This window comes from Janthinobacterium lividum, from assembly GCF_034424625.1.
Lineage (GTDB): Bacteria > Pseudomonadota > Gammaproteobacteria > Burkholderiales > Burkholderiaceae_D > Janthinobacterium > Janthinobacterium lividum.
Map to the genome: position 1 here is coordinate 3,770,087 of NZ_CP139976.1, position 26,158 is coordinate 3,796,244.

Annotated in this window: 22 protein-coding genes and 2 pseudogenes; 2 read left to right on the top strand and 22 right to left on the bottom strand. The window is 65.0% G+C overall.

The annotated features are described in order from the left end of the window. Positions 1–3: 3 nt before the first annotated feature. The 11 genes and pseudogenes from U0004_RS17105 to U0004_RS17155 all read right to left on the bottom strand — a co-directional run bounded on the left by U0004_RS17105 (position 4) and on the right by U0004_RS17155 (position 9,449). The gene (locus U0004_RS17105) at positions 4–402 is read right to left on the bottom strand and encodes a DUF1842 domain-containing protein (protein ID WP_034785805.1); all 399 of its coding nucleotides are present in this window, start codon (positions 400–402) and stop codon (positions 4–6) included. A 224-nt stretch (positions 403–626) separates the two neighbouring features. Further along, a pseudogene (locus U0004_RS30100) lies at positions 627–1,028 on the bottom strand (helix-turn-helix transcriptional regulator); the annotation flags it as partial. Between the two features lie 4 nt (positions 1,029–1,032). Next, positions 1,033–1,464, bottom strand: a pseudogene (locus U0004_RS17115) (LLM class flavin-dependent oxidoreductase); the annotation flags it as partial. Next, entirely contained in the window at positions 1,461–1,892 is a 432-nt protein-coding gene (locus U0004_RS17120; protein ID WP_327076240.1) for a hypothetical protein, read from the bottom strand. The gene U0004_RS17120 and the pseudogene U0004_RS17115, both read right to left, overlap by 4 nt. A 24-nt stretch (positions 1,893–1,916) precedes the next feature. Then, positions 1,917–2,426, bottom strand: a complete 510-nt coding sequence (gene msrA, locus U0004_RS17125) for a peptide-methionine (S)-S-oxide reductase MsrA (RefSeq protein ID WP_070257025.1) — start codon at positions 2,424–2,426, stop codon at positions 1,917–1,919. Between the two features lie 56 nt (positions 2,427–2,482). Next, positions 2,483–3,826: an MBL fold metallo-hydrolase gene (locus U0004_RS17130; protein ID WP_070257023.1), complete on the bottom strand. Its 1,344-nt coding sequence runs from the start codon at positions 3,824–3,826 to the stop codon at positions 2,483–2,485. Between the two features lie 107 nt (positions 3,827–3,933). After that, positions 3,934–4,908, bottom strand: a complete 975-nt coding sequence (gene hemB / locus U0004_RS17135) for a porphobilinogen synthase (protein ID WP_034785799.1) — start codon at positions 4,906–4,908, stop codon at positions 3,934–3,936. 112 nt (positions 4,909–5,020) lie between these two features. After that, positions 5,021–5,923, bottom strand: coding sequence for a VirK/YbjX family protein (locus tag U0004_RS17140; protein ID WP_070257021.1), 903 nt, complete (start codon positions 5,921–5,923; stop codon positions 5,021–5,023). A gap of 178 nt (positions 5,924–6,101) precedes the next feature. Then, positions 6,102–7,187, bottom strand: coding sequence for an acyltransferase family protein (locus tag U0004_RS17145; RefSeq protein ID WP_115057511.1), 1,086 nt, complete (start codon positions 7,185–7,187; stop codon positions 6,102–6,104). A 218-nt stretch (positions 7,188–7,405) separates the two neighbouring features. Next, positions 7,406–8,770 carry a sensor histidine kinase gene (locus U0004_RS17150; protein ID WP_081345662.1) on the bottom strand — a complete coding sequence of 455 codons (1,365 nt, stop codon included), beginning with the start codon at positions 8,768–8,770 and terminating at the stop codon, positions 7,406–7,408. After that, entirely contained in the window at positions 8,763–9,449 is a 687-nt protein-coding gene (locus U0004_RS17155) for a winged helix-turn-helix domain-containing protein (protein ID WP_034785794.1), read from the bottom strand. The genes U0004_RS17150 and U0004_RS17155 overlap by 8 nt, the downstream gene beginning before the upstream one ends. 255 nt (positions 9,450–9,704) lie before the next feature. Between U0004_RS17155 and U0004_RS17160 the strand changes: the two genes are divergently transcribed. Together U0004_RS17160 and U0004_RS17165 are read left to right on the top strand one after the other, a co-directional pair. Next, the gene (locus U0004_RS17160) at positions 9,705–10,481 is read left to right on the top strand and encodes a DUF481 domain-containing protein (RefSeq protein ID WP_034785793.1); all 777 of its coding nucleotides are present in this window, start codon (positions 9,705–9,707) and stop codon (positions 10,479–10,481) included. 13 nt (positions 10,482–10,494) lie between these two features. Further along, positions 10,495–12,369 (top strand): esterase/lipase family protein, encoded by a 1,875-nt coding sequence (locus U0004_RS17165; protein ID WP_081345661.1) that lies wholly within the window; start codon positions 10,495–10,497, stop codon positions 12,367–12,369. 51 nt (positions 12,370–12,420) lie between these two features. Here U0004_RS17165 and U0004_RS17170 read toward each other — a convergent pair whose 3' ends face one another. The 11 genes from U0004_RS17170 to pyk form a co-directional block, all read right to left on the bottom strand. Continuing rightward, positions 12,421–13,236: an aminoglycoside phosphotransferase family protein gene (locus U0004_RS17170; protein ID WP_115057512.1), complete on the bottom strand. Its 816-nt coding sequence runs from the start codon at positions 13,234–13,236 to the stop codon at positions 12,421–12,423. Positions 13,237–13,297: 61 nt separating this feature from the next. After that, positions 13,298–14,293, bottom strand: a complete 996-nt coding sequence (locus tag U0004_RS17175) for a response regulator (RefSeq protein WP_070257015.1) — start codon at positions 14,291–14,293, stop codon at positions 13,298–13,300. 13 nt (positions 14,294–14,306) lie between these two features. Further along, positions 14,307–18,014, bottom strand: a complete 3,708-nt coding sequence (locus U0004_RS17180; RefSeq protein ID WP_070257013.1) for a PAS domain S-box protein — start codon at positions 18,012–18,014, stop codon at positions 14,307–14,309. Between the two features lie 360 nt (positions 18,015–18,374). Then, positions 18,375–19,031, bottom strand: coding sequence for a hypothetical protein (locus U0004_RS17185; RefSeq protein ID WP_070257011.1), 657 nt, complete (start codon positions 19,029–19,031; stop codon positions 18,375–18,377). Then, positions 19,028–19,396 carry a hypothetical protein gene (locus U0004_RS17190; protein WP_070257010.1) on the bottom strand — a complete coding sequence of 123 codons (369 nt, stop codon included), beginning with the start codon at positions 19,394–19,396 and terminating at the stop codon, positions 19,028–19,030. Before U0004_RS17190 ends, U0004_RS17185 begins: the two co-directional genes overlap by 4 nt. 75 nt (positions 19,397–19,471) lie before the next feature. Then, on the bottom strand, positions 19,472–21,931 hold the full coding sequence (locus tag U0004_RS17195) for a TonB-dependent siderophore receptor (RefSeq protein ID WP_081345660.1): 2,460 nt from the start codon (positions 21,929–21,931) through the stop codon (positions 19,472–19,474). Positions 21,932–22,148: 217 nt separating this feature from the next. Then, a complete protein-coding gene (locus tag U0004_RS17200; protein WP_070257008.1) occupies positions 22,149–23,126 on the bottom strand; it encodes a FecR domain-containing protein in 978 nt (325 codons plus the stop codon). Beyond that, a complete protein-coding gene (locus tag U0004_RS17205; protein ID WP_034788871.1) occupies positions 23,123–23,629 on the bottom strand; it encodes a sigma-70 family RNA polymerase sigma factor in 507 nt (168 codons plus the stop codon). Before U0004_RS17205 ends, U0004_RS17200 begins: the two co-directional genes overlap by 4 nt. A gap of 135 nt (positions 23,630–23,764) precedes the next feature. Next, complete coding sequence (locus U0004_RS17210; protein ID WP_070257005.1) at positions 23,765–24,247, bottom strand: DUF3617 family protein; 483 nt, start codon at positions 24,245–24,247, stop codon at positions 23,765–23,767. Between the two features lie 89 nt (positions 24,248–24,336). Beyond that, on the bottom strand, positions 24,337–24,594 hold the full coding sequence (locus U0004_RS17215; RefSeq protein WP_070257003.1) for a hypothetical protein: 258 nt from the start codon (positions 24,592–24,594) through the stop codon (positions 24,337–24,339). Between the two features lie 93 nt (positions 24,595–24,687). Next, entirely contained in the window at positions 24,688–26,148 is a 1,461-nt protein-coding gene (gene pyk / locus U0004_RS17220) for a pyruvate kinase (RefSeq protein ID WP_081345659.1), read from the bottom strand. Between the last annotated feature and the right edge of the window lie 10 nt (positions 26,149–26,158).

Here is a 26,158-nt window from a genome sequence, read left to right on the forward strand (position 1 = left end):
GGACTAGCCGCGTTTCTTGATGGGCACGTTCTTGACCTTCTGCTGGTCATAGCTGAAGGAGCCGTGGCCGCTCCAGTTGTTGTCGGTAACAAAGGTGGCTTCGAATTTGGCCAGGTAGCTGCCGATGGCCGGTGGCGGCACGGACACGACATATTCGCCGCTCAGGCTAAAGACGCGCGTGGCGTTGCCCAGGCCCAGGCCATGCACGGGGCCGCTGACGGGGCGGATCACCACGCGGCCATGCGGTGGCGTGACCGATTGCGTGATGAGGGCTTCGCCGCTGACGGTGCCGTCGTCGGGATTGTAAAACAGGGCCAGATTCAGGATGGGGGCGCCAGGCAGGCCCAGATTGCCGGCGATCAGATAGACGTGTTCTACCGCATTCAATTCAGTTGAGGACACAATGGACTCCTTCGGGGAATGATTCCTGAGCCATGAATACCGGAGATCGCGGGCGCGACAGGCACTGGCTATCAGCCTTGCCGATGGCCGTTATGCTTCAGCGCATCAGCACTCTGCAGATAGCATAGCCAGTATTTTCGTAGCAATATGCTCACATTATTGCCTTGAATTTCGGCAATTTTATGCAGCCCCAGGCATGCGCCTACCGCTAGCATTTATCCGGCCTATACCCCTAGGCATAGCGCAAACAATTGGCGCTGACTGGCAATGCCCAGGCGCTTGTAGGCGCGCTTTTGATACGTGATCACGCTCGATGGCTGCACGCCCATGGTGTCGGCGATCTCCGCGGCCGTCAAGCCTTCGAGCACGCCGCGCAGCGCGTCGAGTTCGCGCTTGCTCAATTGCGGGCCATGCTGGCGCAGCCGGGCCAGCATCATGGGCGAGACGCCTTGCGCGGGCTGGCCGCTCAGGCTGTAGTGGTGTCTGGCCGCATAGGCGAACAGCGGCGACAGGGTTTCGATGGCGGCGATTTCGCCGGGCTGGAACTGCCCCTGGCTGCTGTCGCGGTAGAAATTGACGGACAGCCAGATATCGCTGGCCGGCTGCACCAGCAGCGACAAACGGTTCCAGCCACGTCAGGTAGTAGTCGGCATGCTTGGACGCCGAGCCGAGGGCCGCATCGGACGAGCCGGAAAAATAGATCTCGGGGAAATCCTGCTCCGACAGCGGCGTGGCCAGTCCCGCATCTTCCACCTGGTAGAACTTGCCCTGGTAGGAAAACGGCCCGCCGCGCCACACGCCGCGCACCACGTCGAGAAATTCCGTCGTGCGCGTGTAGCGGTCGTCGTGGCCGGCCGAATCGCCCCACCACAGCTGCGCCGGACCGCCGCCGCCCGTGATCACGTTGTACAGGGCGCGCCCGCCCGTGGCCCGCTGCAGGCTGGCCGTCATGCGCGCGGCCACCACGGGGTTCAAGAAGCCGGGCTGGAACGGGATCATGAAGCGGAAGGTGCGCGTCTCGCGCGCCAGCAGCGCAGAAATCGCCCACGGCTCGTCCGTCATGGGGAAGGACGGGAACGGTCCGACACATTCGGCTTCTGGTAACACGCGGCGCGGTAGCCGGGATGGCGGATTTCGGCGCTGGCTTGCTGGTGCAGCACGATGGCGGGATCGAGCTTCGGCTGGCGCGCGGGCGCGATGACGCTCTGGTTGCCATCGAGCGCATAGTAATGGCGAGCGTAGCTGTCGGCGATATCCTGCAAAAAGCGTCCGCCGCGCCGGTCGGCCACGGCCACCGTGCGGGGCCGGTTGCCGAACTCATAAGCAAAGATCGTGCACTGGGCGATGGAAGCGGCCGCGCCGGCGGTTTTCAGGATGGCGCCCGCCATGGCATTGACGTCGGCATGGCCGATGGCCGCCACCAGGTCGAGGGCGCGCCCCAGATCCAGCTGTCCCTCCGCCTGCCGCCGTTCCACCTGCCAATAGCGCATGGCCGTCTCCCCTGCCCGCCGGGCTTATTGCTGCCGCTGCGGCAAGACCCAGTCCGGCCGGATGTAATGGCAGGTATAGCCGTGCGGCAAGCGCTGCAGATAATCCTGATGCTCGGGTTCCGCTTCCCAGAACGGGCCGGCCGGCGCCACTTCCGTCACCACCTTGCCGGGCCACAGGCCGGAAGCGTCGACGTCGCGGATGGTGTCTTCGGCCACCCGTTTTTGCTCATCGCTGGTGTAATAGATGGCCGAGCGGTAGCTGCTGCCGCGGTCATTGCCCTGGCGGTCCGGCGTGCTGGGGTCGTGGATCTGGAAGAAGAATTCCAGGATCTTGCGGTAGCTGATGGCGGTCGGGTCGAAAATGACCTCGATGGCTTCCGCATGCGTGCCGTGGTTGCGGTAGGTGGCGTTGGCCACGTCGCCGCCGCTGTAGCCCACGCGCGTGGCGATCACGCCCGGATAACGACGCAGCAAGTCTTGTACGCCCCAGAAGCAGCCGCCGGCCAGGATCGCGGTTTCATTGTCTTGTGCCATGGTGTCTTTCCCGTTCTAGTCAGAAGCAGCTATCTTACTCTGTCGCGCAACTTTCTTCAGCGGGCCAGCAAGCGCTTGAGCTGCGCCGCCTGGTAGGCGCCGATGGCGTCGTTGAACAGGCAGCGGATCAAGGGGTCGTCGACGATGTCCGCTTCCATCAGTTCTTCCCGCGTGGCCGCATCGAATGGCCCGTCGTTGATGCGCATGTACATCGACGTCAGCGATTCGCCCAGCACCAGCGCCGCATGGCATTTCACCAGCGGCACCTCGGTGGTCCAGCCGGGCGCCTCGCCCGTGTCCGGCACGAGGTCGATCAAATCGCCGTGCGTGCGGTAATGCAGGACCGTGGCCGCGCCGTCGTGGCCGTACAGCGACAGCCGCCACACGCGCGGGGCCTGGAAATAGCTGTCGTCGGGCAGCTCCATATCGCGGTAGCGCTCAAGCAAGCCGTTCCGGCAAAAATCGAGCACCAGCACCGCATCGGCATCGGTCAAGGGCGCGAAGTGGCGCGCGATGTCCGCCGTGGCGGGCGCAAGCGCCTCGGGGCGGTAGTCGAAATCCACGTCCTGCGGGCCCACGGGAATGACCCAGGGCAGCGGCGCGGCCGGCGCCATGCCGTGCGCGTCGAGCAGCACGGCCGTCGACGGGTCGAGGCGGAAGATGTGCGCCTGGGGCAGCGCGGCGCCGATTTCCTGCGCAAACTGGCGGTAGGTAATCGGGAACATCGCGTGGTTGTACCAGGACCAGTCTTCCTGCACGAACTGGCAGGAGCTGGGCACGATGTAACGGGGCGCCAGCGCGCGCAGCTGCGGCACCCAGTCGTCCGGCAGGTCGACCGGGCCAGGCTGCGCCTGCGACGGCGCGATGACGGCGATCTCGCGCATGGTCTGGAATGGCCATAGCACCATGTCCCATGGCGCAAAGGCGGCCAACTGCGCCAGCGTCTCCGGGCCGATCCAGGAATCGACGACATTGAGCACATTCAGCCCGGCCGCGCGCACCTGGAACAGTGAATCGACATCGTCGTCCAGCGCGCGGCGCGGGATCACTTCGATCGTGCCCACCCGCACCGGCACGTCGACGTGCAGCCGCTGCACGTGGGTAAAACCCAGCGCGCGCAGCATCGCGAACAGTTCATCGAAGACGCAGTACAGGTAGATGGGCGTGGCGCGGTCCAGCACATCGAGGCTGTCGAGCGAACAGTGGTCGTCGTGGAAGTGCGAGATGAAGACGGCATCCCAGCGCAGCCGGCACACGGCGTCAAGGTCGAAGCGCACGGGCGGAAACGCGTGGCAGTTGCGGCTGAACGGGTTTTCGACGATGGGATCGAAGGCGATGGCCGTGCCTTCGCATTCGAAGACATAGCCGGCGTGCAGGATGCGGGAGATTTTCAGGGGCATGGATAAGCTAAATAAACCCAACGGCAAATTCCGGGGTCAGACCCGCCGGGTCTGACCCCAGCTCTTGCTTTTTGGGGGAAAACAAGCACTAACTTGATGGGAAATGTTTAATACGGATTATTCAGCACATCCATCGCGAAATACGTAAAGATCATGTCCGCGCCCGCGCGCTTGATGGCGCCCAGGGTTTCCTGCACCACGCGGCGCTCGTCGATGGCACCCGCCTCGGCGGCGAACTTGATCATCGCGTACTCGCCGCTGACCTGGTAGGCGCCGATCGGCAAACGCGTCACTTCGCGCAAGTCGCGGATGATGTCCAGATACGCCCCGGCCGGTTTCACCATCAGCGCGTCGGCGCCTTCGGCTTCGTCGATCAAGGACTCGCGCACCGCTTCGCGGCGGTTCATCGGGTCCATCTGGTACGTCTTGCGGTCGCCCTTGAGGGTGCTGCCGGCCGCATCGCGGAACGGGCCGTACAGGCCGGAGGCGAACTTGGTCGAATACGCCATCACGGGCGTGTCGTGGAAACCGGCCGCGTCAAGCGCGCTGCGGATCGCCGCCACCTGGCCATCCATGGCAGCCGATGGGGCGATGATGTCGGCGCCCGCCTGGGCCGCGATGACGGCCTGCTTGCCCAAATTCAGTACCGTGCTGTCATTGTCGACCGTGTCGCCATGCAGGATGCCGCAATGGCCATGGTCCGTGTATTCGCAGAAGCAGGTGTCGGACATGACCACCATTTCCGGCACGGCATCCTTGATGATGCGCGACATGCGGGCCACCAGGCCGTCCGGATTCAGGGTGTCCGTGCCGTGGCTATCCTTGTGGTGCGAAATGCCGAAGGTCATGACCGAGCGCAGGCCGGCGCGCGCGTAGCGCTCCACTTCCTGCGCCAGCTTCGCTTCGGGAATGCGGCGCACGCCGGGCATGGACTTGATGTCGATGAAATCGCTGCTGCCTTCGTCGACGAAGATCGGCAGGACCAGGTCGCGCGGATTGATCTCGGTTTCGCGGAACAGCTCGCGCAGTTGCGGGGTCGCGCGCAGGCGGCGCATGCGCGAAGTGGGGAATTGTGCTGGCATGGGGTGACTGGCTTCAGGTTAACAACGCCGATCAGTATACGCCGATCACGCCGATTGCGCCGGGCTGCCCGGCAAAAAAGCCGCGCAGGTCAAGAAACCCCGCCCTGCGCCGTCATTGCGCGTGCAGCAGGGCCGCCACTTGCCAGCGCATGTCGGCCGCCAGCTGCACCAGCATGGCGCCGCGGCGGCGCGCGTCCGCGCGCTTTTTCGACGGCACCAGCTCCAGCTCCGGCATCCGGCATGGGCCGCATGGCAGGCGGTAATTGCCATCGCCGGTGGGCAGCGCGTGCAGTTCCCGCCACGCCTGGTCGTAGTCGCACGAGATATGGCGGCGCCGGCGCCAGTTCAGCGCGATGCGGTTGGCGTTGCTGACCAGGTCCAGGTGGCCGCAGCCGAAAAAGTCGCCCAGGTCGCGCAAGGCGGCCACCATCAGGTTTTTCGGCCGGCAGCCGTGCAGCGCCCGCGTGGCCTCTTTTACCGCCTGCGCGCCGGCGGGCGAGCGCAAGCCCTGCAAGGCGCCCAGCTGGATGACGGCGCCGCCAGGCTGGGGCCGGAACAGGAAACTGGCCAGGTACAGCGGAACGCCATCGCGCGTCAGGCGCAGGCACAGCTCCCCTTCGCGGTGGCTGTCGTGGATGGCCGTCAGCTGCAAGCGGTAGCTGGCGCCATCCTTGCCCTCGATGGCGGCCAGCACCAGCGCGCGGCGCGCCGCGTATTCCACCAGCGGCCGCGCGCCCGCCTGCCACAGGAAGCGGTAATGCCCGCACAGCAGCTCCACCCTCGCCGCGCAGCACAACTGGCGGCTGGCGTAGGGACGATAAATCTTGTACAGCAGGCTGGGATGGGCTTGCGCCAGCGCCGCCAGGCCAGGCGTGCCGGCGATGAACGCTTGCCAGCGCGCGCGCTGCAGGGGAAAGACGATGGCGCCCAGCGCGGCCTTGATACGGTGGCCATGCTGGCGCAGTGGCGCCTGTTGCGGCGCGGCGTTGTCGCCGGTGGCGGTAAAAGTATGCATGAAAACAGCTCTGCGACGGGTCGGGACTGGCAAGCCGCGGCAGGCCGCGGGCAGCCCGGAACAGGCGGCTGCGCGCACGCAGCCGCTCTACGCCGGGTAGAACGGATGATAGGGGGAGGCGAAAATGAAGGGGGTTACAAGTTGGTAATGTCGACTTGGAGTATGGCGCACAAGCACATTACGGCAGGGAGCCGACGGCAGGTTCCCTAAGGTCGCGCTTGAGGCGCCGCAGCAGCCAACGCCGCGCTGGCACTTCCAGCAAGCGGTAGCTGATGCCGCTGACAACGAGCAGGATGGCGGTGAAGATCGCCGCCTTCATCATGTAGTCCGCTATGCCCGTGCCAGGCAACATCAGGCGTAGCGGCTTTTGCAGCAGCATGGCCAGCGGCACATGCAGCAAGTAGATGGCATACGAGCAGTCGCCCAGGAAGGCGGCTGCCTGACCCTCGAGTATCGCCGGCCGCAGCCTGGCGACAAGCCACACCGTCGCGGGCAGGACGCCCATCACGACGAGGCCCAGCGGTATGACATCGCCGGCATCGCCTGCCGCATAAAAAGCGGCAAACACGCCTAGCGCCAGCGCCGCAAAATAGGCCAGTATCCAGGCATGCATGCGGCACTGGAACAACAGCAAGCCACCGGTAAAGCCCAGCAGGCCACGCAGCAAGCCTTCGTGTACATCATCCGACTCATAGCCAGTCAGGTAGCGGTTCATCCAGACGGCGAACCCCCATAGCAGCAGCGCCGAGCACAGGTGCAGCGCGAACTTCCAACGCAAACCATGCATGCCCATGCGGACGACAAAGAACCAGATCAAATTGATGGACACTTCGACGAAAATTGACCAGCTGGGTCCGTTCAAGGGGAAGGTAGGCCCGTCATCCTGCAGGCAGGGCAGCATCAGCGCATTGGGCACAAAGCATGCGATGTTCGCTGACGTGGCGCCGATGCGGATCTTGACCAGGGTCACGGCAAGGGCCGCCAGTAGCGCGACGGCGTACAGCGGATACAGCCTGGCAAAGCGGTTATACAGAAAGTCGCTGAACGGCATGCCAAGGCGGATGCGCTCTTCATAGCTGTGTGCCATGACCCAGCCGGACAGGATGAAAAAGAAGTCGACCGCCAGGTAGGCGTGCGTGATCTTGAAGCCGAATATGACTGGCAGGTGATACACGGCGACCAGCATCGCGGCCAGGCCACGCAAGCCATCGAGAGAAACGATGCGGCCGCTGAAATGGCCACTCTTCATGCCGGCACCAATCATGCTTACTCCCGATATCCACCTGTCGAACTGGCGCACCGCGCCAGCAAAGAGAACCAGGCAGATATGGCGATCACTCGATGCGGCCGCACGACGACGGGCAGGATGCACCGTCCAATGGCGACGCCACAAAAGTGTCAAAATTGTATCATGATGCTTTATTAAAAAGTAAATATGACAACACTTATAGCAAAAAAACACGGCGACCAGCAAGGCTGGGCTTAGCGGACAATAAAATCGGCCAGCCTGAAACGCAGGCGCAAGCCCGGCGCCGCATCCTCGATCTCCAGGCTGCCACCATGCAGGGCGGCGATGGCTGCGACGATGGACAGTCCCAGGCCATTGCCGGGCAAGTGGCGGCTCTTATCGAGCCGGTAAAAACGCTGCGTCAGCTTCGGCAGTTCTTCCTTTGGCACGCCGGGGCCGTTGTCGCGCACGGCCAGCCAGCTGCCCTGCTCATCGCTGCCGGCCGACACTTCCACCGTGGCGCCCGGCCCCGCATACTTGATGGCGTTGTCGACCAGGCTGGCCAGCGCGCTGCCCAGCAGGTTGCGGTCGCCGCGCGCCGGCACGCCTTCGCCATACATCTGCACCAGCAGCACGCCCTGCTCGTCGGCCGTGGCCTCGTACATTTCCACGATGTCGGCGCCGATCTGCTGCAGGTCGATGTCGTTGAAATTCTCGGGACGCATGCCCGATTCGGCTGCCGCGATCTGCAGCAGCTTGTCGAACACGCGCGTCAGGTCGTCGATGTCGTCGATGGCCGCCTGCGCCGCGCTCTCGTAGCCGGCCACGCCCTGCTGCTGGCGCAGGGCGCCATCGAGCTTGTTGCGGATGCGGCCCAGCGGCGTGCGCAAGTCGTGCGCGATGGCGTTCGACACGTGGCGCACGCCTTCCATCAGGTGCTCGATGCGGTCGAGCATGCGGTTGATGTCGCGGCTCAGCAAGCCGAATTCGTCTTCGCTGGAGACGGGAATGCGACGGCTCAGGTCTCCCGCCTCGATTTCCCCCGCCGTGCGGCGGATCTGCCCGATGCGCGCCTCGAGCTGGCGGCGGAACAGCCAGGCGCCCGCCACCACCAGCAGGATGGCGACCCCGCCGCCGTAGGCCAGCGAGCGCAGCACCAGCGAACGGATCGACTTGCCCTCTTCCATGTCGCGCCCGACGAACAGGCGCGCGCCGCCCTCCAGCTCGCGGATCAGCATGCGCGCGGGCACCCTGCGCCCTTCGCGCGTGACGTCGCGGTGCAGCAAGCGGCCCACGGGGCTGCCCACGTCGGGCCAGGACGACAGATTGCCCGCCACGCGGCTGCCATCGGCGCCCACCAGCAGGAAGATTTCCGTGTCGCTGTCGGTGCGGTCGGTCAGCAAATGGGCGATTTCCGCCGTCGTGCGGCTGGCATCGTCCTGCTGGTACAGGGCGGCGAGGCGCTCCGAGAGCAGGGTCAGCTTGCGGTCCACGCTGCGATCGAGCACGCCGATGGTGCCGAAATAGAACACGGCGCAGACGATGCTGATCGAGACGACCACCAGCACGCCATAGCCGAGCGCCAGGCGGGCCGCGATCGAGCGGTGCCAGTTACGCACTGTCGATCACGCCCAGGGTGTAGCCGACGCCGCGCACCGTGTGGATCAGCGGCGGCGAAAATTCCTTGTCCACCTTGGTGCGCAAACGGCTCACCTGCACGTCGATGACGTTCGTCTGCGGGTCGAAATGGTAGTCCCACACGGCTTCGAGCAGCATGGCGCGCGTGACGGACTGGCCCTGGTGGCGCATCAGGTATTCCAGCAGGCGAAATTCGCGCGGCTGCAAGGCGATCTGCCGGTTGGCGCGCGTCACGCGCATGGTGCGCATGTCGAGCACCAGGTCGGCCACCTGCAGCTGCGTCGATTCGGGTACGGGCGCGGCGCGGCGCAGCAGCGCTTCGATGCGCGCCAGCAGTTCGGCGATGGCGAACGGTTTCGACAAATAATCGTCGCCGCCGCTGCGCAGGCCGCGCACGCGCTCGTCGACGCTGGACAGGGCCGACAGGACCAGCACGGGCGTGTTGCGGCCCATGCCGCGCAGGCGGGCGACGATGGCCAGGCCATCGATCTCGCCAGGCAGCAGGCGGTCGAGCACCAGCGCATCCCAGTCTTCGCCGCAGGCCAGGCGCATGCCATCGATGCCATTGTCGCAGGCGGTGACGTCGTGGCCCGCCTCGCGCAGGCCGGCACAGATATAGCGGGAAGTTTCAGCTTCGTCTTCGATGACCAGGCAGCGCACGGGAGTTCCTTGTAAAAATCAGGGCAGCAGATAGGCGCAGCATACGCCAGGCGCGCGCCACTTGCCAGCCCCGCCGGCGTGCGGCGCGCGATGACAGGGTCGGGTACAATACAGCCTCGACAATTTTTGGCCGCGCCCGCGCGCGCATGTGCGCAGGTTTTATCGGCGCCTCACGGCTTGCCGCGGCCTGCATAGCCACCACTGCCATTAACGAATATCAGGCGCGCCAGGCGCGCGCCACAGACCAATACAGCCATGAAATCGACCCACTCTCTCGCACTGGCGCTGGCCATGGCCATCACCTGCGGCAGCGCCGCCGCCAAAGACACCAAGCAAAGCCTGTTGTTCGATGAAATCCCCATCGGCAGCTGGAGCACGTCCGCCGAACTGGGCGCCATCACCACCTCCGGCAATACGGTCGGCACCTCCGTCACGGGCAAGATCGACGCGCGCCAGGAACTCGATGACTGGAGCAACCAGTACATCTTCAGCGGCTACTTCAAGGAAGACGAAACGACCAACGACGACGGCGAGAAAGTGCGCGAACGCTCGGCCGAGCGCTTTTCCGCCTCCGCCAAGGCCGCCTACAAGCTGATGGCCGACCATGAAAAACTGTTCGTGCTGGCCTCGCACGTGAACGACAAGTTCGGCGCCTACACCAAGTACTCGACCCTGGCCATCGGTCATGGCTCGCGCTGGTACCAGTCGAGCGACAAGAGCATCGACGTGGAAGTCGGTCCAGGCTATTTCAGCGGCACCAATGATGCGGGCGAATCGGAACACGGCCTGACGGTGCGCGGCGCGGCCGCCATGAAGTGGAAAATCAGCCAGTCGGCCATGTTTACGCAAACGGTCAGCGTGGAGCGGGGCACCTCGAACACCCACTCGATCGCCGAAACAGCCCTCAGCACCAAGATCAACGGCACCATGCAGATGAAGGCCGCCTTCAGCGCCCGCAACGACACGCGCGTGCCGGACGACAAGAAGAACACGGATACGCAAACCTCGCTGACGCTGGTCTACTCGTTCTAGACGCGGACCGGCCATGCTGATGCGACGTCTGCGCGTATGCGCCCTCCTGTGCGCCGCAGCGCTGCTGAGCGGCTGCGCCGCCGTCACCGTCAGCGCGATCTCGCCGGCCGACTACCTGCAGCAGCGGCGCGGCGACATCCTCACCACGGGCAAACTCAGTGCTTCGGCCAGCGAAGTGCTGCGCATCATCGGCAGCGACATCGCCGCCTGCGAAGCCAATACGGGCAGCTGCCGTGCCGATCTGGCCCGCTCCGAACTGCTCAGCGACGAGCAGCGCCTGGCCACCCTGTCCGAATTGTGGCTGGAAAGCGCCCTGGCGGAAGAAAAACAGGGCGGCCACCCGAGTGCCGAGCGGCTGGCCGCCTGGCTCGAATCGGCCCGCTATGCGTATGCCTACCTGTTCTACACGACGCGCACGCCGGGCCAGCGCGCCTTCGAGGAGCGCCAGACGCAAATCCGCGACTACTATAATTATGCCGTGCAAAAGGCTGTGGGCAACCTGTTCCGCCACCGCGGCGAATACCGCCCCGACGGCCATGTGATCCGCGTCGCCGGCTGGGAAATCGACAGCGAATTGTCGGCCCTGCGTCTGCCCGAAGACGGCACCCTGCCCGATGAACTGCTGCCGGCCACCTCGCTGTCGTTTTCCGGCCTGCGCAATGTGTACCGGCGCGACGGCTTCGGCGCCGACCTGGTGGCCGTCATGCCCAAGCCCCGGGCGTCGAAAGGCGAGTATGTCCCTTATCAGGAAACCCGTTTCCCCGTCGTCACGGCGCTGATCCGCTTCGACGGCAACAGCCTGCAGGAAGTCCTGGCCACGCAACAGCTGCTGGTGAGGCTGGTCGACCCGACGCGCAGCGAATCGACGCGCATGGCGGGACAGGAACTGCCCGTGGCAGCCAATTTCACGGCCGGCTATGGTTTGTGGCTGGCCCGCTCCGGCTTCGGCGTGCAGGCGCTGCGCACCCTGTTCGGCCGTGCCGACGGCATTTCGCGCCCGCAGGTGCACCTGATGCAGCCCTACGACCCGAACAAGCGCACCATCGTCATGCTGCACGGCCTGGCCAGCAGTCCGGAAGCGTGGATCAACGTGGCGAATGAACTGATGGGCGACGAACAGCTGCGCCGCCGCTATCAGATCTGGCAAGTGTACTACCCGAGCAATGCGCCGCTGGCGGCCAACAACGCCGCCATCCGCCAGGCGCTGAACGCGACGCTGGCACAGTTCGACCCTTCGGCCAGGGCCGATGCCGCGAACGACATGGTCTTGATCGGCCACAGCATGGGCGGCGTGCTGGCGCGCCTGATGGTCTCCGATGCCAGCAATACCCTGCTCGACGCCATCACGGAAGAATACAATTTGAAGGGCAAGAAGGCGGAAAAAGTGCGCGCCGGCCTGGCGCCCTACCTGAATTTCACGGCCATGCCGCAGGTGAACCGCGCCATCTTCATCGCGGCGCCGCACCGCGGCACCTCGTTCGCCAACCACAAGGTGGCGCGCTGGATCGCCAACCTGATCACACTGCCCATCAACATGCTCGACCAGTTGTCCGACGCGGCCGGCAGCCTGGCGCAGCTCGACACGGGCAGCAGCGAACCGCTGCGCATCCCCAACAGCATCGATAACCTCAGCGACAAGGACCCGTTCGTGCGCCTGGTGGCAGACCTGCCCATCAGCCCGAAAGTGCGCTACTACTCCATCATGGGCAACGACACGCCGGACCTGCCATTGGCCGAATCGAGCGACGGCGTGGTCCCCTACGCCAGCGCCCACCTCGATGGCGCCCTGTCGGAAAAAGTCATCCCGTCCTGGCACAGCGTGCAGGAAAGCCCGCAGGCGATCCTGGAGATACGGCGCATCTTGCGCATGCCCGACAGCCTGCCTTAGAGCCTATCCCAGTAGTGAGCGTCTTCTGCTGGGATAGGTTCTTAGGCGCCATCACGCCCGCAAGGCCGCCAGCGCGGCGGCGGCCACGGCCAGCGCCGTCTCCGGCGGCGTGCCGTCTTCCAGATGCCATGCCGCCGACAGACCCGCCCACGCGGCGCCCCACGCCAGCAGCCGCGCCGGATCGAGGCGTGCCGCATCGGCGATCAGCGCCACCTGCCGCTCCAGCCGGCGCGGAAAAGTGGCCAGCGCGGCATCCGGGTTGCACAGGATATTGGCGAAATCAAAACCCCGCTCGCCCACATAGCCTTTCGGATCGATGGCCAGCCAGCCGCGCGCACCGCCATCGAGCACGTTCGCGTGATGCAGGTCGCCATGCAGCACCACGCTGTCCTGCGGCGCCGCCAGCAAATCCTGTGCCACGGCATGGCATTCTGACAACACGCCGCCGTAAGCCGAGGCAGCGGCCAGCGCGGCAAAGCAGCCGGACAAGGGAGGCAAAAGTGGAGCGGATGGCCGCGGCGCATGCAGGCGTGCCGCCACGGCGCACAGGATACCGGTGGCGGCCGCATCGCCCGCCTCCCCCGCGCGCGCCAGCGCGGCCAGCGAACGGGAACCCATCGCCCGCTCAAGCAGCAGGACATCCTCCTCCGTGGAGGTGGCCAGCACGCGCACGGCGCCGTCGCCATCCCACCAGCGCAGCACGGCGCCAGCGCGCCGCTCATCGTCGCCGGTCGACAGCTTCAGCATGGCCGGCTGGCCACCGTGCAGCACCGGCAACAGGCATGCGCCATGCGTGTGCACGGGCATGCCATCGGCTTGCAATGACCATTGCCGGAGATGGTCGGCAATGCGGTTCCGGTAATCCATGGGCAATCCTGGGATGAAGGTCAGGACGCTACTATAAGAGACAGGCCGGCGGGTAGCCCGTTCACGCCGGCTCGCGCCACTGGTCCTTGATTTCCAGCATGGCCGGCAGCTGTTCGATGAACAGCGCCAGCAGGCCCGGGTCGAAGTGCGTGCCGCTGTCGCGCTGCATGGTGGCGATGGCTTCGTCGACCGTCCAGGCGCGCTTGTACGGGCGTTCGCTGGTAAGCGCATCAAAGACGTCGGCGATGGCGACGATGCGGCCTTCGTGGGGGATTTCCTCGCCTTTCAAGCCTTGCGGATAGCCGCTGCCGTCCCATTTTTCGTGGTGCGTCAGGGCGATGGTGCGCGCCATTTTCAGCAGGCCGCCCGCATGCTCGCCGATGATGGCGGCGCCGATTTCCGCGTGGCTGCGCATGACTTGCCATTCGTCCGCATCGAGCTTGCCCGGTTTTTGCAGGATGGCGTCGGGGATGCCGATCTTGCCCACGTCGTGCATGGGCGCCGCGTTGAGCAAGTCTTCCGCCCTGGCCGCGCTGTAGCCGGCCGCCAGCGCCAGCTGGCGCGCGTAATAGCTCATGCGGATGACGTGCATGCCCGTCTCGTTATCCTTGTATTCGGCCGCCTGGCCCAGGGTCTGGATCACCTGCAGGCGCGAGCGGCGCAACTCTTCGGCGTCGACCAGCGACAGATGCGTGCGCACGCGGGCGCGCACGATGGGCGGGCTGACGGGTTTCGTGATGTAGTCGACGGCGCCCGCGTCAAAGCCATCCGCCTCGTCCTTCACGTCGCACAGGGCGGTGACGAAAATGACGGGAATGGACGCGGTGGCCGGCATGGCCTTGAGCTGCCGGCACACTTCATAGCCCGTCATGGCGGGCATCATGATGTCGAGCAGGATCAGTTCGACGGGATTGTGTTGCGCCAGTTCCAGCGCCTTCTCGCCATCCTTGGCATACAGCAGGCGGTAGTCGTCCTGCAAAATCTGGCGCAGCACCTGCAGATTCGTCGCTTCATCGTCAACCAGCAGCAGGATCGGTTTGTCTTCGTGTAAGGTCATCGTTAGCCCAAGGTCAGGAAAGGTCGGCAGGCGCTGGTGCTTCCAGCCATGCCAGCAGCTGGCGCAGCACGCCCGCGGCGCGCGCAAATTCAAAGTCGTCGATGGCGCTGGCCAGCGCCTGCAGGCGCGGCTGCTGGCCGTGCGGCGCCAGCATGGCGGCAATCTGCGCCATCAAGGCGTCGTCCAGCTGCCCGCCTTCCAGGCTGGCGATGGCTTGCCGCAGCAAGGCGCCCGCGGCGGAAACATCGAGGGGCGCGCTGGCGGCCGGCGCTTCCATGGCGACGGCCGGCATATCCACCTCTTCCAGCTCGCCGGCCAGCGCCATGAAGGCGGCCGCCAGCTGCACCAGCAATTCGGTCACCGGCAACTGGCGCGCGATGGCTTGCTCGATGCGTCCCAGCAGGCTTTCGACCTGCACCAGGCACAGGTTGCCCGCCGCGCCCTTGATACGGTGCAGCAGGTGGCCCGCCACGCTGCTGCCGCCGCGTTCCAGTTCCGCCGCCAGCATCGCGGCGCAGTCGCCATTGGCTTGCACGAAGCGCGCAATGGCGCGCTGCAAGGCCGCGCGTCCGCCCCACAGGGCGATGCCGCGCTGCCAGTCGACCTGGCCGGCGGCGGCACGCGCCGCCGCGCCGGCCGCCGGCGGCGGCATGGCCACGGCGATATCGAGCAGACGGGCGATTTCCGCCGTCAGCTTGTGCATTTCCAGCGGCTTCGAAGCAAAGCCGTTCATGCCGGCCGTCTGCGCGGCGCGCCGGTCCTGTTCCAGCACGCTGGCCGTCAGGGCGATGATGGGCGTCGCCTTCAAGCCCTGCTCGCGCTCGTGCACGCGGATCAGGCGCGTCGCTTCCAGGCCATCCATGCGCGGCATCTGCACGTCCATCAGGACGATGTCGAAGCTGCCCTTGCTGAACTCGCGCACGGCGCTCTCGCCATCGCTGGCGGAGATCACCTGGTGGCCGGCCGCGCCCAGGCTGATCAGGAGCAGCTCCACATTCTGCGGCACGTCGTCGGCCGCCAGGATGCGCAGCGGCGGCAAGGCCACCACAGGCTGCTCGCTGCGGCGCGCCACGGCCTTGCCCGGCGCCAGCGGCAACAGCACGTGGAACACGCTGCCCACGCCCAGGGTACTCTCCACCGTGATGGTGCCTTTCATCAGTTCGACCAATTGCAGCGAAATCGTCGTGCCCAGGCCCGTGCCGCCAAAGCGGCGGCTCATCGAAGAATCGGCTTGCGTAAAGGGGGCGAATATCTTGTCCAGGCGGTCGGCGGGGATGCCGATGCCCGTGTCGTGCACGGCGATATGCACCTGCTCGCCCTGCATGCCGACGGCCACGCGCACATGGCCCACTTCCGTGAACTTGACGGCGTTGCCGATCAGATTCGTCAGCACCTGCTGTACCCGGCGCGCGTCGCCCAGGAAGAACTGGCCCATGCCCGGATCGACATCGACATGCAGCACCAGGTCGCGCGCATGCGCCGTGATGCGCAGCGACGCGGCCACATGGTCGACCAGGTCGGGCAGCGAAAAGTCCACCAGTTCCAGTTCGGTGGCGCCTTTTTCCAGCTTGGCCATGTCGAGGATGTCGTTGAGCAGCTCGAGCAGGGAACGGGCGGACTGGCGCACCGTGCCCAGATGGCGGCGCTGCAGGCTGTCCAGGGCGGTCCCCAGCAGCACTTCCGTAAAGCCGATGATGGCGTTCATCGGCGTGCGGATTTCATGGCTCATGTTGGCCAGGAAGCTGGTCTTCGATTCGGCGGCCAGCTCGGCGCGGTCTTTTGCCGCGCGCAGGTTTTCCTGCATGGCGCGCCGCTCGCTGACGTCGGTGGCCAGCTTGACCACCTTGAACGGCTTGCCGTCCGTATTGAAGATCGGATTGTACGAAGCCTGTATCCACACTTCCTTGCCATCCTTGCCGATGCGCTTGTACTCGCCCGTATTGAACTGGCCACTGGCCAGCTGCCGCCAGAATGCGATGTAGTCTGGCGAGGTCACATAACCCGGTTCGCAGAAGATGCTGTGGTGCAGGCCCAGCACATCGTCGAGCTGGTAGCCGACCAGGTCGAGGAAGTTCTCGTTGGCCGCCAGGATGCGTCCCTGCAGGTCGAACTCCGCGACGGCAGTCGCGCGCGAGATGGCCGTCACCTTGCCTTCGTATTCGGCGTTGCGCAATTCGCTTTCCGTGATGTCGAGGATGACGCCATCGATCCAGCGCACCACGCCGTCATTATCGAGCACGGGGCCGCTGCTTTCGCGCACCCAGCGCTCGCGCCCGTCGCGGTGGATCATGCGGTAGACGTTCTCGAAGTCGCGCTTTTCTCCGGCCGCCTGCACGCAGGTGTCGTTGACGCGCTGGCGGTCGTCCGGGTGCACGAGGTCGAACAGCCTGACGCGCCCTTCCGCGAAGTCCTGCGGCATCCAGCCTGTCAGGTTGAAAACGGCATCGCTGATGAAGATCATCTTCCATTCAGGCGCGAAGCTGCAGTGGAAGGACACGCCGGGGATGTTGCGGATCAGGGTACGGTACTGGCGCTCGCTGTCCTTCAGCGCCTGCTCCATGCTGCGCGACGAGCGCATGTCCGTGACAAACGCCACGAACAGGGGCTGGCCCGGCGTGTCGATCTTGCCGATCGCCACGCGCATGGGTAGCACGGCGCCATCCTTGTGGCAGCCATCGAGTTCGCGTCCGCTGTCGAGGATGCGCGAGGCGCCCGTTTCCAGGTAGTCGCGCAGATAGCCCTCGTACTCGGCCGCGTCGGACGGCTGCAGCAGCACGCTGGCGTCGCGCCCCACGATCTCCGCTTCGCGCCAGCCGAACAGGCTTTCCGCGGCGGGATTGAAGGAGCGCACCTTGCCCTGGCCATCGATGGTGATCAGGCCGTCGGCCGCCGTATCGACGATGGCACGCAGGCGCGATTCGCTGGCGCTGGCGTGGCGCAGCAGCTGGCGGTAGCGCAGCAAGCCGTTCGCGGCGGCCACGAAGACGGTCAGGGTGACGGTGATCAGGGCCACGGCCAGGGCCACGAACGAGGCCTGTACCGTAATCGTATTCTCGCCTGCCGTGGGCGTGCCGGAAAAGCGCGCCGCCAGCATGCCCGTGTAATGCATGCCGGAAATGGCTAGCCCCATGACAACACTGCTGACCAGCAACGACGCCAGCGGAGTGAGGCGCAAACGCATGGCGCTCAGGCCAAAGCGTATCCACAGCGCCAGCATGGCCATGACGACAGCCACCACCAGCGACAAGGCGAACAGCCACGGCTGGTAATGCAGGGTCAGCGAAGTCTGCATGGCGGCCATGCCGCTGTAATGCATGGAACCGATGCCCACGCCGACGAGCACGCCGCCCACCACCAACTGGCGCCAGTTGATGCTCGGGCGCGCCAGCAGGTGCAGCGCCACCCATGAAGCGGCCACGCCGGGCAGCATCGACAGCAAGGTCAGGCTGGGGTCGAAGGAGACGCGCGTGCAGATATCGAAGGCCAGCATGCCGATGAAGTGCATCGACCAGATACCGCCGCCGAGCGCGATGGCACCCGTGATGATGGCCGTCTGGCGCTGGAAGCCGCGCTCGCTGCTGCGCGCCATGCCGGCGATCTGCAAGGCCATGAACGAGGCAAAGATGGCGATGCCGATGGAAAACAGCACCAGCCACGCATTGTGCGTGCCATAGATGTACTGCATGGTATCGGTCGATACGGCAAAGATGGAACTCAGCATACTGTCGTGAACTAAATAGAGTGAAACGTGACGTCGCAAAACATGACGGCGCACCGCGCGCCGGCGCCACGCTTTTTACTAAAGCGGCAACACAGCGGAAATGACAACGGTAGCAGTCGACCAGGGCAAGGCTCGGTCATCACGCCCGCGCCTGCCGCGCGGGGGAAAGGTGCTTTTTACAGAGTGAAAAAGCGGAATGCGTACGAACTCTGGCGCGGATGGCTGGCCGCCAGCGTGACGATGATTTTTTAAAGAGCCATGAGTATAGTTGCTTTGCGAACATATTCATAGGACTTCAGCAATACAGTTATCAAAAATGATAGTTATTGCGGCGGCGATGCGACACTGGCCTGTCTGCGCCTACGCCTGCGGCCAGCGCGCGCGGATGGCCGCGGATTCCTGGCTGATCGGCCCGGCCGTCTCGCTGACAGGGATACCGGCCAGTCTACAGCGGTAGCTCAGCTCCTCCTTGATCTGGCACAGCGTCCAGCGCTGCGGCACGGGCAAGTTCAGGCCCACCACGCGGATCAGCGGATAGTCCGCGAGTGTCGTGTAGAGCAGCAGCTCGACGCGCGCCAACGGTGCCGGGGTCCGATAGACCTGCAATGCGCCCCCATACGTGACCACGTCCAGCCGCTGCAGCTGCGACAAGTCCAGCTGCACGCTTTTATCCCAGCCGGGCAGGCGCCGCGCATGGCGCCGCAGCAACAGGCCCGCATCGTCAAGTTCCACATGAAAGAGCAAAGCGCGTCCCGGAAACAGCACCAGGCCCGCGATCCAGGCGGCCAGCGCCAGCGGAGAGAACAACACTGCCTCGCCCGCGTACGGCACGTCGCGCCAGACGGCTTGCAGGACAAAGGCGAGGATCAGCGCGCAGCCGCCCAGCAGCACGCTGCGCCACAGCACGGGACGCAGATTGGCCATCATCGCCGCATGCGAGCTTGCATCGTCGGCCGGCGAAAAACGGATCCATTCGGCGCGCGCCGGCTTGAGCGTGGGTCTCAGCTCCCCGCTCAAGCGTTGGGTGCCAGCATGCCGCGGAACCACGCCAGTTGCTCGCGCGTCAGGTAATTGGCGCCATCGCCATGCAGGAGGACGATCTCGATCTCGGGCGGAATCGAGGCGATCAGTTGCGCGCCCGTCACGGGAATCTTGGGAAAGTTGATGCCAGCCAGGAAGGCCAGGTCTTCCGCCACCGTCACGCACTGGCGCTCGGGATTGGGCGATGGCACGAGGAACAGGTCGATCTGTTCGCCTTGTCCGCCGATGACGACGTGCAATTGCGCGGTCAGCAGTTCGGGCAGGATCAGCTCGATATTATTCTCGGCGCGCGATTGCTGGAAAGCGCTTTTCAGGGGCGTGAGGACAGGTGTGGTGGACATGGAAACAGTCAAAAATGGGGACGGCGGCAGTGTAGCAGAGGCGCCCGCCCGGGACGCGCTCTGCTGGCGCAACGGCTACATCTTGTAGTTCAAGGACAGCAGCACGCTGCGCGGCGCACCGTAGCGTTCCAGCCCGCCCGACCATGAATAGCCGAGTCCCTGGTAGTAGCGGCGGTCGAGCACGTTGTCGACATTCACGCGCAGCTGCAGCTGCTCACTGATCCGGTAGCCGGCCGTCAGCCCGACGATGGCGTAAGCGCCCTGCCGCGTATCGAAGCCCGTTTCGCGGCGGTAGATCTTGTCCTGCGCGTAGACGGAGGCGCCCAGGTTCCATTTCGCCAGGCTGCCGCTCAGCTGCACATTCGTGTACAGCTTGAACAATTGCTTCGGCTCATCCGTGGCGATGCGCTGGCCGATGTTGGCCGCTACGCTGTCCTTGGTGTACTTGGCCAGTACATAGGTGTAGCCACCCGCGATCTGCCAGCCCGGCAATGGCGAGCCCGACAATTGCAAGTCGATGCCTTCGCTCTGCACCTGCCCGGCCGCGCGGGCGCAATAGATGGCGCCGCCCGTGGGGCAATTGACCTCGTCGGCCATGGCGCGGTTATTCTGCCGGATGCGGAACAAGGCGCCGCTGGCGTTGAGCCTGCCGCCAAAATATTCTCCCTTGACGCCCACTTCCAGGTTGGTGCCGCTCAAAGGCGGCAAGGTATTGCCGCGCACATCGAGCTCGCTTTGCGGCTGGAATATCTGCGTGGCGCTCGCATATACGGAATGGTGCTGGTCCAGGTCGTAGACGAGGCCCGCGTATGGCGTGAATTTCGCGTTTTCCGTCAGGCTGCGGCGCCAGGCCGGGTTGGTGGCATACCAGCCCGTGACATCCTGCGCATACCAGCCGAAGCGCCCGCCCAGCACCAGGCGCAGCGGATCGGCCAGGCTGAAGTTACCGGCCGCATACAGGCCCTTTTCGTCCGTCTTGCGGCCCCAGTTATATGGCTCGAACGGCGCGCCGTTCATGCGGTAGGCGCGCGGATTCCAGTGGCGGATATCGATCACGCGCTTCCCGGCGCCTTCCCAGCTCTGGCCCGCGTCCGAATCGTCATGGCGGTAGCTGGCGCCCACGATCAGGTCATGCTGGCGGCCGAACCAGGTGACGGGGCCGCTCAGGCGCCAGTCCGCCACCACTTGTTCCGTGTTGTACTTCCAGCCCGTTTCCGACTGTTCCAGCAGATACGTTTCGCCGTCGACGCGGCTGTTGGTGGTGTTGCGCGTGCTTGACGAGGCATCGATGCGCGTGATGGCGAAGCGGCTGCGCCAGCCCTTGTCCAGCTTCGTTTCCAGGTCGGCGAAGACGACGTTGTTGTCGCGCTTCTGGAAGGAATCGGCATTATTCAGGAAGGTCGAGCGGGGCAAGTCCATGTGACGGCCATCGGGCAAGGTCGGCAAGCCGACGAACACGCCGTCGGTGCGGCTGTGCTGGCGCGAAAAACCGATGCCGGCCGTGGTCGACGGCGTCAGATCCGCCTCGACGATCGCATACACGGTGCCGTTGGTATTGTTGACGACGTCAACAAAACTGTCGCTGTCGCGCCAGCTGGCCGCGACACGCCCCCGCACGCTGCCCGCAGCGTTCAGGGCATTGCTGGCGTCCACCGTCAATTGCCGGTCCTTCCAGCTTCCCAGGTGGGCCGAGGCGTTCAGCAAGGGCGTGGCCGTGGGACGCTTGCGCACCATGTTGATGCTGCCCGACGGTGCGCCCGCCCCTTCCATCAGGCCCGTGGCGCCGCGCACCACCTCCACCCTGTCGTACATCAGCATGTCGGCGGAAACGTTGCGCTCATTGAAACCCGTCACATCGAGCGGCAAGCCATCGACGTTGACGTGGCTCAAGGCAAAGCCCCGGGCGAAATACGTGGTTTCCTGGTCGGACACGCCCTGCGTCTTGCCATACAGGCCGGGCGTGGCGCGCGCCACGTCCTGCAAGGTGGTCAGGTCGAAATCTTCCATTTGCTGGCGCGAAATGACGCTGACCGTTTGCGGCGTGTGGCGCTGCGACAGATTCAGGCCCGTGGCCGTCGACATATTGCGCGCCGTATATAAGCCCGTGCCTTCCGTGGCGCGGTCCGCCTCGGCGCTGACGACCACGGCGGGCATGCTGGCCAGGCCGCCATCGGCCGTGCTGGTATTGATTTTACGCAAGAGGTAATTGCCATTGCCACCGTCCGTCACTTCGAGGCCGCTGCCTTGCAGCAGTTTTTGCAGGCCGGCAGAAATGCCATGGCGCCCTTGCAAGCCTGGCGTCACCAGGCCGTCGAGCGCCACGCCCTGGGTGGACAGGTTGACGCCGGCGGCGATGGCAAACGATGCCAGCGCGCTGCGCAAGCTGCCGGCGGGAATGCTGTAGTCGCGCACGCTGGCGGCCGGACTGGACTCGGCGGCCAGCGCCGCTTGCGGCAAACCGGTGCCGGCGGCGCCCACGGCGAGAAGCAGGACCAGCGCGGCGCGCACGGCGCCGGTGGTGGGATGGAGCGTCATTCGTGCTGCGGTAATGCGGTGCTGCAAAGCCATGTGGACCCTTTCGATGGTTCGGATTGTTCGTTCTCTACCTTGTATGACGAAGCAATCCGGAAAAAGGGACAGGCAAAAAGTAAATTGGGGCATGTCGGCTTACGCCCTGCGGGCTAAGCCGACTTACCATACCCGACAGTCGTAGGTCAGCTTAGCGTGGCAAGGCCACGCTAAGCTGACAATCTCAAGCCGATTCGACACTGATCCAGTAGCGCGTGCGGCGCGCCAGCCGGATCGGCAAGGAACGCTGCAGCAAGAGCAGGATGTTGTCCGGGTCGTTCAACTGGAAGATGCCGTCCACGGGCATGGCCGCCAGCGCGGGATCGCAGCGCAGCACGCCATAGCGGTAGCGCGCCACCTGTTCGAGCACCTCGCCCAGCGGCATGCGCTCGGCGATCAGCACGCCCTGCAGCCAGCCGGCAGCGCGCGGCGCCAGCGGCGTCAAGGCAGAAACGGCACGGTCGTCGAAACTGCACTGCCGGCCCGCATCGATCCTGCGCAAGGCGTCGGGAGCGTCCCGTGGCTGTATCTCGACGGCGCCTTCGCTGACGCTCACCTCGGTGCGCGGCGCCAGCACGCTGCCAGCGTGGCGCACGCTGAAATGCGTGCCCAGCGCGCGCACGGCGCCATTGCTGCTGCGCACGAGGAAGGGGCGCGCCGGCACGGCCCCGTCGTGCGCCGTGCCGACATGGATTTCCCCTGCATGCAGCACGAGCAGCCGCGCCGCGCCGTCAAAATGCACATCGATGGCCGTGTCCGTGTTAAGCACCAGTCGCGTGCCGTCAGGTAAGGTCATGTGGCGGATTTCCCCCCTCGCCGTGCGGATGGCGGCGCGCCACGCCTGCCACGGCGCCGACTGGCTGGCCAGCCACAGCGCCGGCCCGGCCGCGATCAGCCCGGCCAGGCCGTAGAGCACGGCACGCCGGTGCGGCGACTGCGGCGCCGCGTCCGCCGTCTGGCGCAGCGCGGGCGGCACGCTGGCCAGGGTACTGCACACGAGTTCGGCACGCTGCCAGGCCGCTTCGTGCGCGGGATCGCTGGCGCGCCAGGCCTGGAACGCTTGCTGCTCGCCTGGAGTCAAGGCGCCCCCGTGCAGGCGCACCAGCCATTGCGCCGCCGCCCGCGCGGCGCGGGGATCGATGGCAGCCGTGCTGGCGCTCACAGGATCAGCAGGATGCAGCGCTCAAACGCCTGCACCATGTAGCGCTTGATGCTGCGCTCGCTCACGGCCAGGCGCCGCGCGATTTCCCCATACGCGAGACCATCGACATGCGCCAGCAGGAAGGCGCTGCGCACCGGCGGCGGCAAGCCGTCGAGCATGGCATCGATGCGCTGCAGGGCTTCGCGCACCAGCAAACGCTCTTCCGGCGACTGCATCAGCAGATCGGGCTGCTGCGCCAGGGTTTCCAGCCAGGCTTGTTCCAGCGACAGGCGCCGGTAATGGTCGATCAACAGGCGCTGCGCCACGGTCGTCAGGTAGGCGCGCGGCTCGTGCAAGGTTTGCCGGCCCTCAGGCGGCGCCGTCAGCAGGCGCACGAAGGTATCCTGCGCCAGGTCGGCCGCATGGTCGGCGCACTGCAGCTTGGCGCGCAGCCAGCGCATCAGCCAGCCGTGGTGGCTGCTGTAGATGCCGGCTATCGACTCGCTGGACTGCGCAATGTTCACTAGGGACTCCGATGCGCACAAGGCAAGGCGCGGCCAATTGATAATAATTCTCATTATCACAAATCATTGCCTCCGCCGTCAATGCCGGCGCCTGCCTATCCGTGCAAACTGTTGTTTCAACGCGGTCGCAATCCTCTAGCGCTTGATGTACAGGCTCTTCATCACCATGCCGCCGCGCATTTTCTTCGCGCCCGGCGCCAGCCCTGCCGGACAAGCGCCCTGGAACACGGCTGCCAGTTCCGTGTGCTGCACTTCGTTCTTGACATTGACTTGCACGGTGGTGTCAGCGCTCAGGGTATATGCCTTGGCCAGGTCGCCCTTGAAGGCACCAGCCAGCCTGGCGTCCGGGCAGCCGGCCTCGAATTGATAACTGTCACCCTGGCGGCTTTGCGACTCGATCTTGCATTCCTGCTCGAAACCGGACCACAGATCGTCGTCGATCAGGCGGTCGCGCGGATGGTCGACGCAGATTTCCCAGGAAAATGGCGAGGTGGCGGGCGTCACCTTCCACAGCCCCGTGGCGCGCTGCAAGCGCTGCACCGGCTCGGCCGCCGAGGCGAACGTGGCCGCGCACAGGGGAAGGATGGTCATCAGAAACAAGGTCGCGCGGCGCTTCATGGGCATGCTCTTTCGGCTAAAAACTTGAATATAGCAAAGAGGATTGCCCGCAGGCCACACGCTTAGCCGTGCATGACGGCCGCGTGGATTTACGCCGGATAGGGTTTCCCGGGCTTTGCGGCCAGCACGAAGGGGATGGCAAACGGCCCAAAAAAGGTCACCAGGACGGCCCGGACGGCCGTTGTCTTGACTTGCCGGCGCTTGGCAATGCACATGCAGGCAAAGGCCGACAAAGACCAGATCAAGGCAGGCAAGTATGCAGTCATCATGAACTCCGGATGCGCCTTGGAAGGAAGGAAAACCATGCTGACACGGAAATGTGGCCACTGCAATGGCAGATTGCGCATCTGCCATTGCAGTGGGCGGCCAAGCGCCCCTCTTTCAGCCACTCTTAAGACTGCAGACGGCTGCCGGCCAGCGATATGGTCAATAATACACGGTCAGTGCTGGCCGATCTTCATGATTTTCAGCGCGTTCGTGCCGCCGACCTTGCCCATCGGCTCGCCCCAGGTCAGCACGACGGTGTCGCCCTTGGCCACGACTTTATGTTCCAGCAGCAAGTCTTCCGCCTGTTGCAAGACCTTGTCGCGGTCGGTACCGGATGTCAGCTCCAGGGTGCTGACGTTGCGGTACAGGGCCAGCTTGCGGCGCGTGCCCACGCTCGGGGTCAGGGCCACGATCGGGATGTCGATATTGCAACGGCTCATCCACAGTGCCGTGGAACCTGATTCCGTCAGGGTGGCAATCGCCTTCACGCGCAGGTGATGGGCCGTAAACAGCGCGCCATACGCGATCGACTGGTCGATGCGCGAGAACGTGGCGTTGAGGAAATCGGCGTCCAGCTTGCAGGTATCCCATTTCTCCGCGTCCAGGCAGATGGCGGCCATCGCTTCCACCGTTTCGATCGGATAACGGCCCGAGGCCGTTTCCGCCGACGTCATGACGGCATCCGTGCCATCGAGCACGGCATTCGCCACGTCCGACACTTCCGCGCGGGTCGGCACGGCGTTGACGATCATCGATTCCATCATCTGCGTGGCCGTGATGGCCAGCTTGTTCGAGGCGCGCGCCATCTTGATCATGCGCTTTTGCAAGGCCGGCACGGCCGCGTTGCCCACTTCCACGGCCAGGTCGCCACGGGCCACCATGATGCCGTCGGACGCGTCGAGAATTTCTTGCAGCGCAGGAATAGCTTCCGCGCGCTCGATCTTGGCGATCATCATCGGCTTGTGGTCCCACGCTTCGCCGGCGATATTGGCCAGCTGGCGCGCCATGACCATGTCGGTGGCATTTTTCGGGAAGGACACAGCCACGTAATCGGCCTGGAAGCTCATCGCCGTTTTCACGTCTTCCATGTCTTTCGCCGTCAGGGCCGGAGCGGACAGGCCGCCGCCCTGGCGGTTGATGCCCTTGTTGTTCGACAATTCGCCGCCGATCTTGACGGTGGTGTGGATTTCGCTGCCGACGACCTTGTCCACAGTCAAGACGATCAGGCCGTCATTCAGCAACAATACGTCGGCCGTGCGCAAGTCGCGCGGCAATTCCTTGTAGTCGAGGCCGCAGCGCTCGATATTGCCCAATTCGCCGTTTTCTCCCCATTTCGCGTCGAGGATGAACTTGGCGCCGTTTTCCAGGAAAATCTTACCTTCTTCAAACTTGCCGACGCGAATCTTCGGGCCTTGCAAGTCGGCCATGATGGCCACTTCGCGGCCGCACAGGGCAGCCGCTTCGCGCACCATGCGGGCGCGGTCGATATGGTCTTGCGCCTTGCCATGCGAAAAGTTCAGGCGCACGACGTCGACGCCGGCCTTGAACATGCGGACCAGAGTATCGATATCGTTGGAAGCGGGGCCGATGGTGGAAACGATCTTGGTGGCGCGTTGCTGTACTTGCATGGTCATGGTGTGCTGC